At 42.4% G+C, this 14316-nt stretch carries 9 protein-coding genes; 7 read left to right on the forward strand and 2 right to left on the reverse strand.

What is annotated here, in order from left to right; all coding sequences use genetic code 11:
- Window positions 1-16: 16 nt before the first annotated feature.
- Window positions 17-2425 carry an acyltransferase family protein gene (locus HXT50_RS05070; RefSeq protein ID WP_112928861.1) on the reverse strand — a complete coding sequence of 803 codons (2409 nt, stop codon included), beginning with the start codon at window positions 2423-2425 and terminating at the stop codon, window positions 17-19.
- Window positions 2426-2746: 321 nt separating this feature from the next.
- On the opposite strand from HXT50_RS05070, the gene HXT50_RS05075 reads away from it, so the two are divergent.
- Window positions 2747-3241: an inorganic diphosphatase gene (locus HXT50_RS05075; protein WP_004105658.1), complete on the forward strand. Its 495-nt coding sequence runs from the start codon at window positions 2747-2749 to the stop codon at window positions 3239-3241.
- Between the two features lie 150 nt (window positions 3242-3391).
- On the opposite strand, the gene HXT50_RS05080 is transcribed toward HXT50_RS05075, so the two are convergent.
- Window positions 3392-4183, reverse strand: a complete 792-nt coding sequence (locus tag HXT50_RS05080; protein ID WP_174164273.1) for a beta-carotene 15,15'-monooxygenase — start codon at window positions 4181-4183, stop codon at window positions 3392-3394.
- 241 nt (window positions 4184-4424) lie between these two features.
- Between HXT50_RS05080 and HXT50_RS05085 the strand changes: the two genes are divergently transcribed.
- The 6 genes from HXT50_RS05085 (at window position 4425) to brnQ (ending at window position 14009) form a co-directional block, all read left to right on the forward strand.
- A complete protein-coding gene (locus HXT50_RS05085) occupies window positions 4425-5216 on the forward strand; it encodes a response regulator transcription factor (protein WP_032835323.1) in 792 nt (263 codons plus the stop codon).
- A gap of 21 nt (window positions 5217-5237) precedes the next feature.
- A complete protein-coding gene (nth, locus tag HXT50_RS05090) occupies window positions 5238-5891 on the forward strand; it encodes an endonuclease III (protein WP_032835362.1) in 654 nt (217 codons plus the stop codon).
- 112 nt (window positions 5892-6003) lie between these two features.
- Complete coding sequence (locus HXT50_RS05095) at window positions 6004-7509, forward strand: ABC transporter substrate-binding protein (protein WP_174164407.1); 1506 nt, start codon at window positions 6004-6006, stop codon at window positions 7507-7509.
- 48 nt (window positions 7510-7557) lie between these two features.
- On the forward strand, window positions 7558-10323 hold the full coding sequence (gene valS, locus HXT50_RS05100) for a valine--tRNA ligase (protein WP_004105649.1): 2766 nt from the start codon (window positions 7558-7560) through the stop codon (window positions 10321-10323).
- Between the two features lie 130 nt (window positions 10324-10453).
- Window positions 10454-12250, forward strand: coding sequence for an arginine--tRNA ligase (argS, locus tag HXT50_RS05105; RefSeq protein WP_421777088.1), 1797 nt, complete (start codon window positions 10454-10456; stop codon window positions 12248-12250).
- 256 nt (window positions 12251-12506) lie between these two features.
- Window positions 12507-14009, forward strand: coding sequence for a branched-chain amino acid transport system II carrier protein (gene brnQ, locus HXT50_RS05110; protein WP_080550923.1), 1503 nt, complete (start codon window positions 12507-12509; stop codon window positions 14007-14009).
- Window positions 14010-14316: the final 307 nt, after the last annotated feature.

Here is a 14316-nt window from a genome sequence, read left to right on the forward strand (position 1 = left end):
GTTATAACTCTAATTTTCATCCGCCGCATACAGCTAAACGAATCATCTTCGCGTATTGTGGACCGCCAATTGGAGTTAAGTGAACTCCATCGTCAGTCAAATATTCCGAGTGACCATTACTCAAACCATGCCAGTCTATAATGCCAACATTATGATGAGTTGCTGCGAACTTGCGTAAGCTATCGTTCGTTGCATCCTGCCAAGGTTGCGGAACTCGTGTGGTAACGAAATAAACAGGTCTACCTTTTGCGACATCAACCATGTGTTGAAGCACGCTATCGTCATGAGGAGGACCGTTGGTTCCAAGAGCGAAAATCACCACATCTCCAGCGTGTTTTGCCGAAATATCTTTCTCGTATTCATCAGCTCCGTGGAAAATTTGTCTACTCACTTTTCCATCTATATAAGCGTTAGGCATAACTTGCATCAAATATGGTTTAGCGCCTTCAGTAATGGAATCTCCAACCATAGTTAAGTTTACGGAACAAGTATTGCGTCGTTTGTCGATCCGCGTATGAGTAGTAACAAGATTTCGTGGAACTTTTTCTGCAATAGGGAAGAGAATACGATACTTCGATGGTGTAGGTGGAAGAGACTGTTTTACTACATTCTTTTGCACACCTTTTGGAACTGCTTTTTCTTTTGTTTCTTGCTTAGAATTAGTTTTGTCAAAAGCAGTAGGTTTTTTATTTGACGATGAAGATTGCTCTACTTGTGCTGTCAATTCTGGGCGAAGCTGCATTGACCTATGCTTGGCTATATCCTGCCAATTTACTGGCAAGATAATTAACGACACAATAATTATGCAGCACAAAGTTAGTGAGACAGAGCGAATAAGCTTAAATAATTGTTGATCTTTTATTGGCTTTTCAAATAACTGATACAAGCATTCTGCAAGTGCAACTATTACTAGTGCTTGCAAGATTTGCTCTCCTGTAGAAATAGCAGTTGTTCTATTTGCTGGGTTGAATAATTCAAGAACAGGGAAGTGAACTAAATAAATTGCAAAAGAGCGTCTGCCGATATAGGCGAGTGGAGTCCATGCAAATATTCTCGAGCAAATATTATCAGTTTGCGTGCAAGACCATAGTATTAGTGTGCAAGCGGCTGCTGTTATTGTGTATCCGCCAAAAACAAATACTGAAGATGTGCCTTCTGCATACACGAAGCAGTAGCACAACACAATTGTTGCCAATAACCCAACGCAAGATCGCTGCCATGCACGAAGTGGATTATAAAAAACAGTTTTTGGCTTATTGAATGCGTTATTTGGAAGTTCTTGTATATCTGGAGTTACGCCATTATCTGATAAATCAATTTGTAATCCTTTACGCAAGTCAGCAGGTATTCCATCTTCAATAAACTCTTTTTCTTTATTTGCGCAGGATTTATCTGATTTTTTCGTTAGTGCTGAATTATCTACACTACTGTCTAACTTAACTGATGAAGCTAAGCTGACCGATATGTTCTTTTTGCCCATTAGCAAATGTAATGCATGAATAAGCCACGCGTGGAATGAATGTTTGACAAACCAAGCACCGTACATTGCTAGCATTGCACCCATTAAGAATTCTGATGCTCTCGTATCTAGAGAATAGTAGACGCGAGCTGGAGTTGTGTAATTGTTAAATAAGTAGGCAAAAGTAAAAGTAAGAATAGAAGAAAGTATGGCTAAGCCTGCTGTGATATACATGCGTATTAGCTTGCTACGCACGAATTTAATAAGTGCAGCAAGGATAATAGGCCATATAACAAAAGCCTGCATTAAAAGTCCGAGATACCAAAGATGTTTGATAGGAGAAGGTAGTCCGGACTGTTCAAAATATGAAAGTTTACGGGCAACATACATTATATTGCTAAAGAATCCGGAGCCTGAAAGAGCATCCGCTTGTAACTTTGGTAGTAGACTTGGCGAAAAAAGCCACATAATTGGTGCTGTTATAGCGATAATTCCAAGTGTTGACGGCCAAATTCTTTTTACGCGCTTTAGTAAATACTCCCAGTAATGCTTGATTCCTTGAGTATTTTTATTATTATCTCCGATATTTTTTGTATTTTTTGCGTTTTCATCTGCGTTTAAATAGCGCAGAACTGATCTCGTACAAAAATATCCTGCCAATACCAAAAATAGTGTTACTCCAAGGAATCCTCCCATAAGAAGGCTTGGACGCATATGAAAGCATACAATACCAATAATTGCTAAAGCTCTTAAACCGTCTATTGCTTTATTTCGCTTCGAAACAGTATTTGTAGGTAAAGTAGATGATTGTTTATTTTCAGCTTTTGCGCTATGAATAGTTTTTTCTACGGTATTATTTGCGTTTGCTGAAAGATTAGTTGAGGTCGTTTTACTAGCATTTTTTTCTGCAGGAACCTTCTTTGTTTTGAAGGATTGATCTGCTTGTGAAGCAGTGGAAGTGTTCACGCATCTCTTTTTTGTCATCTTGCCTACGCTTCGGTAACCATACTGGTATGTATGCAACATATCGTGTGTAAAACGTAGCAATAGTAACTGTGTATTAAGACACTTTTATAGCTTAAAGCGTGTCTTGTTGCTATGCCTAGGATGTGCTAGAAATATGTGATTTTATACTACTTCTGTAAGTGATACAAAACGTTTATTATTTAACGAAATTTGTTAACAAAATTTTGTTTTATATGCTCTATTGCTGTCGTTCGTCGGTGCGCGCTAAAGTGAGATAGAACAGTTATATGAATTGTTATTAAAGTTATCAAAGGAGCCAATATGGCAGAAACTTTTAACGTTGTGGTAGAGATTCCACGCGGTTCTAAGAACAAATATGAAGTGGATCACGAAACTGGTCGCGTATTCTTGGATCGCACCCTTTTCACAGCTATGGGTTATCCAGATGATTACGGTTATATTGATGGCACTTTGGGCGAAGATGGCGATCCACTCGACGCTCTTGTTATGATTCCAAATTCTGTGTTCCCAGGATGCGTTGTTGAGTGCCGCGCCGTTGGCTTGTATCACATGGTTGATGAAGCCGGCGGAGACGACAAGGTTTTGTGCGTTCCAGCAGACGTTCGTTTTGACGACATCAAGGATATCGATGACGTGAACGAGTATCATAAAGCTGAAATCAAGCACTTCTTCGAGCAGTACAAGGCTTTGGAGCCAGGTAAGGAAGTTCTTCCTGGTGACTTCTGGGCTGGTGTAGAGCAGGCTGAGAAGGAAATCGTCGCAGCTCGCAAGCGCTTGGAAGAAAGCGAAAAATAAGTTTCGCTTTTAATGAGTAAAACAATAAAGATTAAAAGCTAATAAATAAAACGTCGAAGACACATACCGTGTTTTCGACGTTTTTATGTAAGTGCGTGCTGCTTCCAAAAGTAAATTAAAATGTAACGTTGCATACGCTTTTAAATAATTTTAAGCAGCTACTAGCATTCCAAGGCCTGCAATATACACGAGCATTCCTGAAAGCATTATTGGCAATATAGAAATGGCGATATCGTGCGAAACTATTCCAGTTTCGTATTCTTCATAATTGTTGCGAACCCATAAATATGAAAGTCCTGATAGCGCGATTAGCATAAATATGCACAGTACTATAACGAGTATTCCACCATCTAAATTGCGAAGCGATGGCATAAAACTAATAATTGACGGCAAAAATAGCCAACCCGGAAGTGCTGCACAAGCAATACTTGCAGTAAGCGTGTGCGAAAGATTTCGTACTAAATTTGTGCGATTCTCGCGCAGCATTTGCCTCAAGAATGTTACAAATGTTGCTGCTACAAGAATTAGAGCAAAAGATACAGCCCAGCGTTCGTAAGGGTGAATTGCAGCAATGAACTTACTCATCGACACAGTTTCGTTATCAATAATGACGCTTTTTGGTAGCCATACCTTTAATACTCCGGTTGCAAACCATGTAGAAGCAATTCCTGCGCATAATGCAATAGCTCGGTCAATTACATTTCCGTGCAGTGGCCACAACGCTATAAATGTAAGCATTATGATAAGGCATAATATAAGTGTTATTTTTGCTGTTGCGTTTGGCAATATTGCTGCAATTGCGAGAAGTACTACAACAAAAATTTGGCTTACAAACATCGCTAATGCGTTCATGCTAGGTATACGGGTATGTTTTTGAACATTTACGCAAGAATTATCATTTTTCTGCATCTTATTATTGCAGATACGTGTTTCATTGCTCATACACACTCCCTAGTGCTGTAAGTTTTATATTTATAAAGCGTAATATGTCCATAAAATATTAACAAATTACTTTGTTTATTTACTAATGTAGCCTATAACCTGCACTGCGCTTTATTGTGTTGATATTTTTTATCTTTAGAAGATGCAAGTGTTGCAGTTGTCGCTATTTTTCGCAGTATGGTTTACAATTCCTGTAAAGGCTGAATTTGCTACTACATCAATTGTTTGTTGGAGGCATCATATGACTGATATCACATTGATGACTTCGTGTGCTTCTCCTTCTTCAGTTTTACCTTCACTTACTTTGTTATCTCATAAAGTGCGTTTACTTTCTTTGGATACGTCAAGTTTGGCAAAACTGCCCGCACAAACCATTCTTTTGCTTGATGCGCGTGAGGATTTAGCTCTCGCTAAATCAATGTGTTCTTCTCTGCGTGTTGCAAATATTACGGTTCCTGTCATATTAGTTATAACTGAGGGTGGTTTTACTGTAGTAAATCCTTCGTGGAACATTTCTGATGTTGTGCTTACTAATGCTTCTCCGGCGGAAGTAGAGGGTCGTTTGCGTTTGGCTTCTTTGCAACACGGATCTTCTGATGATTTGTTTGTGCATTCGCAAGGCTCTGAAATTGATGATTCTTTCAATTCAGACAATGGAACTATGCGTTCTGGAGATCTTGTTGTAGATATGCGTAGCTACACAGTGAGTTTGCATGGTCATCCTGTTGATTTAGCTTATAAAGAATTTGAATTGCTGAAATACTTTGTGCAGCATCCGCGCAGGGTGTTTACTCGTGCTCATTTGTTGCAAGAAGTATGGGGTTACGACTACTACGGTGGCACTCGTACTGTAGACGTTCATATTCGTAGGCTTCGTGCAAAACTTGGTGTTGAATATGAACATCTAATTGGCACAGTGCGTAATGTTGGCTATCGCTTTGATCCTTCGGAGTCTGATGAGAATAGCGAAATTTCCGAAAGCAGTGTTGAAGATGATTCTGAAAATGATGCAGATAAGCAGTCTGCGCAATAAATGATTTATCGAAGCTCTAATATGCGAGAATCAAAACAAGCGAAATTAGCTCGTATTTATGCAGAGTACGATTTATTGTGCAAAGAAATACCGGAGCCGAAGTGTGCATTAAATTTCAAAAATCCATTTGAGCTACTAATCGCTACTGTATTAAGCGCGCAAACTACGGATAAGCGCGTGAATATCGTGACGCCTGAACTCTTTTCTATTTTTCCCAACGCGAGTTCCTTAGCTGCTGCTCCTGTATCTCAAGTTGAGTCAATTATTTACCCTCTCGGATTTTATAGAGTAAAAGCACAGAATATTATTTCATTATCTGCATGTTTGCTTAATAATTTTTCTGGTATAGTGCCATCAAATATGGAAGATTTAATATCGTTGCCGGGTGTTGGTCGTAAAACTGCCAATGTTGTTCTTGGCAACGCATTTGGATTACCGGGGTTTCCTGTAGATACTCACGTAATACGTGTTACAGGTCGTCTTGGTTGGCGTAAGGTTCAGAATCGTCCAAATCCTGTTGCTATTGAGCGCGAAATAACTGCTTATTTTGCTCCTAAAGAGTGGACTAATCTTTCTCATAGACTTATTTTGCATGGCAGAAAAATTTGCACTGCTCGGAATCCAAAATGTGTTTCATGCCCTTTAAATACAACATGTCCGTCGGCAATTATTTAAAGCGTGTTGTTTCCAATTCAGATATTGATATAGACTGTAGGTTATGTCAAGAACAGGCAAATATGCGTATCGCACTTCCAGGTCAGCTCATGCTCGCACTAATGCAGACTGGATGCCATGGGTTGTGTTTGTAGTTGTGTCTGTAATAATGAGCGGCATTTTGTGGTGTGGATGGCAAATATACCAGGGTCATTCGCCTTTTGCTGCAATAATGCATCCAGCTAGTAACTCAGTGCTAAAAGTTGGTTTACGTACTGCTCCTGAATCTCTTGATATTAGAAACGACGACAGTGACGCTTTACAGCAAGCTTTAATTGGTAATGTTTACGAAACTCTTGTTAAACGTGGCGATGATAATAGTTTGCAACCAGGTCTCGCGAAGTCATGGGATATTTCGAAAGACGGCTTAACATATCGTTTTAATTTGCGTCAAGGTGTGCGTTTCTCTAACGGTAGTGAGATGACTTCGAATTCCGTATTACAATCTTTGAAACAAGGCATCACAAATAATTATCCTGGTTATAGCGCACTTACAAATATTAAAACTGTTAATAATCCGGATGATTACACTTTAGTAATTACACTTAATAATCCAGATGCGTTACTTCTACGTCGTCTTGCTGGACGTGTTGGCATTGTCTATGACACAAAATCGATGATCGACTATGCAAGTGCTGCTCTTGGCACAGGTCCTTTCACTGTAAGTGACTACAATAAAGGCAATTCTTTAGTATTACTTCGCAACGATAAATATTGGGGAACCCCTGCTTCTTGTGCAAGTATTACTTTGCAATATTTCAATAGCGATACTGCTCTAGCTGAGGCAATGGAAAAGGGCAATATTCAAATGGCAGTTCCGCTTGAAGGTAACGAAAATAAGCGTCTTGCTGCTGTTGCTAATACGCAAATGGTAGAGGGTCAGAGCACAAGAGTGCGATTTATTGCAATAAATACAACAGTTTCATCGATTTTCTGCGATGAGCAGGCTCGTAAAGCTGCGAGATACGCTTTGAATGCGCAAACTGTACTTGCAGCTGATGGCAATGGTGGTGTTCCAGTAGGAGGACCTATTGATCCTCTTTCAACTGGTTATGAAGATTTAAATGGATTGTATCCTTATAATCCAGGCAAAGCTGCTCCCTTGTTCCATTACTTTAGCGCAAGCTATTTAGGAACTATCAATTTTCTTGTTCCACAGGGCGAAGGTGGAGTTGGGCGCGAGCTTTCAAAACAGATTAGTTCCGTGAGTGGTTTTAAGGTCAATCTTGAAGAAGTTGATCAACAAACTATGCGTAAGCGTATTAGTGAAGGTAAGTATGATCTTGCGCTTACTACGAGCAATCGTACTTTAGATGAAGGCATGTTTGCAGAAAGCGGTTCTCCGTTCGTTTTGCAAGACGCGCGTGCTCAACAAGCTTGGGCCGATGCGGTTCATTCTAAGAATGCAAACGAATATGAGGCAAATGCTCGTGCATATGCGCGCGAAGTAAGCAATAATGCTGCAGCTCACTGGTTATATGCTCGAAAGAGCATTATGGCTGTAAAGTCTAATGTAAGCGGCTATACGAAAAATATGACGGATCAGCTTCTGCCATTGCAGAGCGTAGTGGTGAAATAGAAAAGCGTAAGATTTGCGTTGTCGCGCTGAGTTTCTAATATTCAGTTCATGAGTGAACAGGATAATAACACAGTAAAGCACGCACATTTAACGCCTCTTCCTAACAAAGTTGGCGTTGATGGTCTTGAAGACAAGTGGCGTAGCAATTGGGACGAAGCTAAAACTTACGCATTCCATAATTCTCGCGACCGTAAGGCCGTATATTCTATCGATACTCCACCTCCAACCGTTAGTGGCCACTTGCACGTAGGTCACGTATTCTCTTACACGCATACGGATGTCATTGCGCGATATAAGCGCATGCAAGGCTTTGACGTGTTCTACCCAATGGGTTGGGACGATAACGGCTTGCCAACAGAGCGCCGCGTACAAAATTATTACGGTGTGCGAGTGGATACTTCGTTGAAGTATGACCCTGATTTTAAGCCGCCTTTTGAAGGCACTGAAGGCAAGAAGATTGAGGCTAAAGATCAGGTTCCTGTAAGCCGACAGAACTTTATTGAGCTTTGCGAGCGCTTGACTTCTCAAGATGAGAAGCTTTTTGAAGCATTGTGGCGCAGGCTCGGGCTTTCTGTAGACTGGTCGCAAACTTACCACACGATTGGTGAGCAGCCTCGTCGAGTTGCGCAAAAAGCATTCCTTCGCAATCTTGCTCGCGGAGAAGCTTATCAAAAAGATGCTCCTGGATTGTGGGATGTGACTTTCCAGACTGCAGTTGCACAAGCAGAGCTTGAATCACGCGAATATCCTGGTTTCTACCATAAGATTGCGTTCCGTTTTGAAGATGGTACGCCAATTTATATTGAAACTACGCGTCCAGAATTGCTTGCTGCATGCACTTCTTTAATTGCAAATCCAGAAGATGAGCGTTACAAGAAGTACTTTGGTCAGGAAGTTTATTCGCCACTGTTTAAGGTGAAGGTTCCGATTTTGGCGCATTCTGCTGCTCAAATGGACAAGGGTGCTGGTATTGCAATGTGCTGTACTTTTGGTGACGTAACAGACGTTGAGTGGTGGCGCGATTTGAATTTGCCAACTCGACCAATTATTCAGCGTAACGGTCGCATCGTTATGACGACTCCTGATTGGATTACAGATGAATCCGGCCGTGAAATGTTCGAGAAAATTGCCGGCAAAACCACGTTCTCTGCTCGTAAGGAAATTGTTGAAGCTTTGCAAGCAGCTGGAGACATGGAAGGCGATCCAAAGCCAACAAAGCGTATGACGAACTTCTACGAAAAGGGCGATAAGCCTTTGGAAATCGTCACTTCTCGCCAGTGGTATTTAAAGAACGGTGGCACGGACGAAAAGTTGAATGCTGAACTTATTGAGCGAGGCAAGGAACTTAACTTCCACCCAGACTTTATGCGCGTGCGCTATGAGAATTGGGTTCACGGCTTGAATGGTGACTGGCTTATCTCTCGCCAGCGCTTCTTCGGTGTGCCATTCCCACTTTGGTATCCAGTAAACGAAAATGGGGAAGTGGATTACGAGCATCCTTTGACTCCTAGCGAAGATCGTTTGCCAATCGATCCAACTATTGACGTTCCAGAAGGATTCGATGAATCGCAGCGAGACCAGCCAAATGGATTTACTGCTGAGCAAGACATTATGGACACTTGGGCTACATCTTCCTTAACTCCACAAATCGTGACTCGTTGGGAAGAGCCAGGTGAGGAAAATCAAGCTTTGTTTAAGGCTACTTTCCCAATGGATTTGCGTCCACAAGGCCAGGATATTATTCGTACTTGGCTGTTTAGTACTGTTGATCGCGCACATCTTGAAAACGGCTGCTTGCCTTGGAAGCATGCTGCACTTTCTGGCTGGATTCTTGATCCTGACCATAAGAAGATGTCTAAATCTAAAGGCAACGTTGTTGTGCCAAATAAGCCAATCGAAGAGTTTGGTGCAGATGCTGTACGCTACTGGGCAACTTCTGCAAAACTTGGCTTGGACGCAACTTACGACGAAGGCCAAATGAAGATTGGCCGACGCTTAGCTATTAAGCTTTTGAATGCTACTAAGTTTGCGCTCGCGATTGGCCGAGAAGATGAGGAGCATCAGGTTCTTGAGCCTGCTAGCGCGGACTGGAATTTTGCTGATGTTACTGAAGTTTTGGATCGCTCTGTTATGGCAAAGCTTGCATCCGTTATTCGTACAGCTACTGATGCGCTTGAATCTTACGAGCATTCCAAGGCTTTGGAAGCAATCGAAACATTCTTCTGGGAGTTCTGCGACGACTATATTGAGCTTGCAAAGAATCGCGCTTACGGTACTGCAGAATCGACTGGACGCACTCCAAGCGAAGCTGCTGTAAAGTCTGCTCGCACAACTCTTGGCCTTGCGCTCGATGCTTTGGCTCGCTTGCTTGCTCCTTACTTGCCTTACGCTACTGAAGAAGTGTGGAGCTGGATGCATGACGGCGAAGGCTCTGTGCATCGCGCTAGCTGGCCATGCGCTAAGGCGTATGAGGCTGCTGCAAACGGTGTTTCTGCAGATACTTTGGCTTACGCGGGTGAAGCTTTGGCTACTTTGCGCAAGATTAAGTCTGAAGCAAAAGTTTCTATGAAGACTCCTATTTTGCAAGTGACTTTGAACGTAGCAGAAAATGCTTACAAGGCTGTCGAGGAGACTTTGGATGACGTTGCTGAAGCTGGACGCGTTACTGGAGAAGTAAATCTTAACGCTGTTAAGGCAGCAGTTGCTGGAGATTCTTCTGATTCTGAATCTGATTCCGCGGAATCTGATGCAGCTAACGTAAACGTTTCTGTTGCTCAAAGCGAACTCGGCGAAGCTCCTGCAAAAAAGAAGTAGCTGTAAGTAGTTGCAAGTAATCGAAAATAATTAATCGCAAAACAAAAGCGCTGGAAGTCGATCTTCGACTCCAGCGCTTTTTGCGTATTGTAATCGCGAAGCATCGCGCGGTAACGCTAGACTGTAAACCATGAATCCAGAAAGCTTAAGTGAATTAATTGAAAAAATTGCTAAAGATTTAGTAGCAAGCGGTAAAGCTGGCAGTCTAACAGAAGATTTGATTCCTGCTGCCGAAAAACTTGCAGTTATGCGACCAAAGGATCGCGCACACGGCGATTGGGCTACGAACGTTGCTATGCAGCTTGCTAAAAAAGCTGGTATGAAGCCTAGTGATTTAGCCGAGCTTTTTGCTGAGAGTTTGCAAGAAGCGGAAGGTATTGCGTCTGTAGAAGTTGCAGGTCCTGGCTTTATTAACATAACGCTTGATTCTGCTTCTGCAGCGGCAGTCGTAGACGAAGTATTAAAGCAGGGCGCGGATTTTGGCAAAAATACGCATTTGAGTGGCAAAACTTTGAATCTTGAGTTTGTTTCCGCAAACCCAACTGGTCCAATCCACATTGGTGGAACTCGCTGGGCTGCAGTTGGTGATTCTATGGCTCGAGTCTTGGAAGCGAACGGCGCAAAAGTTGTGCGCGAGTACTACTTCAACGATCATGGCGAGCAAATTAACCGTTTTGCAAAGTCTTTAGTTGCTGCAGCTCATGGTGAAGAAACGCCTGCAGATGGTTACAAAGGCGCGTATATTAACGAAATCGCAGACGCTGTTATAAAAGAAGCGCAAGCAGACGGCGTTGATGTTCTTTCTTTGCCAAGAATTGATCTTGGAAAAGACGAGGAAGGTTTGCCTCTTGGCGAAGGCGATTCCGAGCAGCGCGAAGAGTTCCGCAAGCGCGCAGTGCCAATGATGTTTGCCGAAATCCGTAAGTCCATGCGCGATTTTCGTGTTGATTTCGACGTGTGGTTCCACGAAAACAGCCTGTACGAGGATGGCGAAGTTGAGCGTGCTATTGCAGATTTGCGTTCTCGCGGAGACATTTTTGAAAAAGATGGCGCAACTTGGTTTGAATCCACTAAGCATGGCGACGACAAAGATCGCGTAATTATTAAGTCTGACGGCAATTACGCTTACTTTGCTGCAGATATTGCGTACTATCGCAACAAGCGCCATCGCGAACAGAATCCTGCGGACGTAGCGATTTACATGCTTGGTGCGGATCATCACGGCTATATTGGCAGAATGATGGCAATGTGCGCGGCTTTTGGAGACAAGCCAGGCGAAAACATGCAGATTCTTATTGGTCAGCTTGTAAACGTTATGAAAGATGGCAAGCCTGTACGCATGAGCAAGCGCGCAGGAAACGTTATTACGATTGACGATTTAGTTGATGCAATTGGTGTTGATGCTTCGCGCTACTCGCTTGCTCGCACAGATTACAATACAAGTGTTGATATTGATTTGGATTTGCTTGCTTCTCACAGCAACGATAATCCTGTGTATTACGTGCAATACGCGCACGCACGCAGCTGCAATGTGGCTCGCAATGCTGCGGACGCTGGAATTACGCAAGATGGTGCTGATTTAAGCTTGCTTAATACCGAGGCTGACGGCGAAGTGTTGGCTGCTTTGGCTCAATGGCCTGCTGCTTTGGCTCAAGCTGGCGATTTGCGCGCTCCACACAGAGTTGCGCATTATCTTGAGGATTTGGCTGCAAGCTATCACAAGTGGTACAACCTTGAGCGCGTTGTGCCAATGGAGTTAACCGACCCTGAAAATCGTTTGCCAGAAGCCGATCGTGAATCTCAGCGCATTGCAAAGTGCCCAGAGCCAGCTCGTGCTGCAGCTCGCTTAAAGCTTAACGCTGCTGTGCGCACAGTTATTGCAACTGGTCTTGATTTGCTTGGAGTTTCTGCTCCGGAAAAGATGTGATTTTGCTTATTTTATATAAGATTTAGAGCAAAGCTATAGAGCATTTTTGATTACATAGGACGTTGGTAGTTTGCCAGCGTCCTTTTTATTTTTTATTAGAGACACGCACGAATTATAAGTTTCTATCGATTAAGTACATGCAATTTATTAATATACCCTCTAATATTATTTTCGCTTTAAATCCACAAAATTACAAAGTAAGAGATTTAGCTGAATAGTATATAAATACAAATTTATCCTTATGGGAGGTGTAAGCATGAGCGTCACAACACAAAGTGTCAGCACAGATAGTGCCCCGAAAAAAAGGAACTTGACCATTATTGAGTCCGCGTACGTGGCGGTCATGTTGTTTGGTATGTTCTTTGGCGCAGGAAACCTGATTTTCCCTGTGTTCCTTGGAGCTAATGCAGGAAACAATTCCGCTCCTGCAGCATTAGGCTTTATTATTACCGGCGTTGGTTTGCCATTGCTTGGTGTTACGGCTCTTGCAATGAGTCGCGCAAACGGTCTTTTTGAACTTTCTAGTAAGCCGAGCAAAAAATACGGCATGTTCTTTACTTGTGTGCTGTATTTAACAATCGGACCATTCTTTGCAATTCCTCGCTGCGCAACAACTTCGTACACTGTTGGTTTAGAGCGCGTTGTTCCTCAAGATGGCAATGGGCAGTTATATTTGTTCTTGTTCTCTGTGGTTTTCTTCGCGTTAGCATTCTTCTTTGCTATGAAGCCTAGCGGAATACTTACATGGGTTGGTAAAGTTCTTACGCCGATATTCCTGGTTTTCTTAGGTATTCTGGTATTTACTGCACTGTTTTCTCCTGTAAGCGGCGCTTCTGCGGATGCTGCTCCTATAGGGAAGTATGTTAATGAATCATTCTTTACAGGATTCTTAGATGGCTACAATACAATGGATGCTTTAGCTAGCTTGGCTTTTGGCATTATAGTTGTTAGTACTATTCGATCCTTTGGCGTAAAAGACCCTAAAGATGTGGCAGTGAATACTGTGCGATCTGGATTCTTTAGCTGCTTGCTTATGGCGTTGATTTACGTCGCAATTGTTGTTGTCGGTGTGCGTAGCCGTGCACTGTTTAAGCCTGCTGAAAACGGTGGCGTAACTTTGGCGCAAGTTGCACGCTACCATCTTGGAAACGTTGGTTTGCTTGTTCTTGCTGCAACTGTTACTCTTGCATGCTTAAAGACGGCAGTTGGTTTAATTGTAAGCTGCTCGGAAACCTTCTCTAAGTTATTCCCTAAGGGCCCTAGCTATCGCGTTTGGTCTGTGTTGATTACGCTTGTTTCGTTTGGTCTTGCAAACTTTGGTTTGAGCACAATCATCGAATATGCAGTTCCAGTATTGATGTTCTTGTATCCACTGTCAATCGTATTGATTCTTTTGGCTTTGTGCGGTCGACTTTTTGGAAATTCCAAAGTCGTGTACGCTTGGACACTTGGTTTTACTGGTGTTGCAGCTGTATTTGACTTTTTGAATAGTTTGCCAACAGCTTTGCGCAACGCATTGCATATGAACGATATGTTGGTGGTTGCTCAAAACTGGTTGCCGTTCTCAGAATTTGGCATGGCTTGGGTTTGCCCTGCTGTTGTTGGATTTGTTGTTGGCTATGTCCGCATGGTTTTATTTGAAAACAAGGACATGGAAGAGGTGGCTCGTCTAGCTGCTGGTCCAGATCTTGAAGGCAGTGTTGCTAGCGAAAATGATTCATATGCTTCCATTGATTCTCAGTTTTGCGAGCAAAATTAGAAAATCATGAAATAACCGTATAAGCTAAATAAACCGCCATATTTTGTTGCGTAATTTTTCGTAGCAAAGTATGGCGAATTTTATATAAAACGCACGCTTGACTTATTTATTGGAACGATTTAGTATATTTCAATAACGAACAAAATAATGTGCAATCTAAAAGTAATTCTCGCTTAGCCAGTAAAGCAAGATACGAAAAGGCACACGTCTAGTGCTCGGCGCTGAGGCATTAGCAAAATGGTTGTTCATGAGTGAAAGGAGTAAACGACACTGTTTGCGGCAGAAGTCTGGCGTTGCTATATATCAA

This window comes from Gardnerella sp. KA00243 (assembly GCF_049244105.1).
In the GTDB taxonomy this organism is placed as follows: Bacteria; Actinomycetota; Actinomycetes; order Actinomycetales; family Bifidobacteriaceae; genus Bifidobacterium; species Bifidobacterium leopoldii.

Excerpts from the sequence above, each read along its gene's own strand:
- HXT50_RS05075 (WP_004105658.1), top strand. The coding sequence starts at position 2,747 with ATGGCAGAAACTTTTAACGTTGTGGTAGAGATTCCACGCGGTTCTAAG.
- HXT50_RS05080 (WP_174164273.1), bottom strand. The coding sequence starts at position 4,183 with ATGAGCAATGAAACACGTATCTGCAATAATAAGATGCAGAAAAATGAT.
- HXT50_RS05085 (WP_032835323.1), top strand. The coding sequence starts at position 4,425 with ATGACTGATATCACATTGATGACTTCGTGTGCTTCTCCTTCTTCAGTT.
- nth (WP_032835362.1), top strand. The coding sequence starts at position 5,238 with ATGCGAGAATCAAAACAAGCGAAATTAGCTCGTATTTATGCAGAGTAC.
- HXT50_RS05095 (WP_174164407.1), top strand. The coding sequence starts at position 6,004 with ATGCCATGGGTTGTGTTTGTAGTTGTGTCTGTAATAATGAGCGGCATT.
- valS (WP_004105649.1), top strand. The coding sequence starts at position 7,558 with ATGAGTGAACAGGATAATAACACAGTAAAGCACGCACATTTAACGCCT.
- argS (WP_421777088.1), top strand. The coding sequence starts at position 10,454 with ATGAATCCAGAAAGCTTAAGTGAATTAATTGAAAAAATTGCTAAAGAT.
- brnQ (WP_080550923.1), top strand. The coding sequence starts at position 12,507 with ATGAGCGTCACAACACAAAGTGTCAGCACAGATAGTGCCCCGAAAAAA.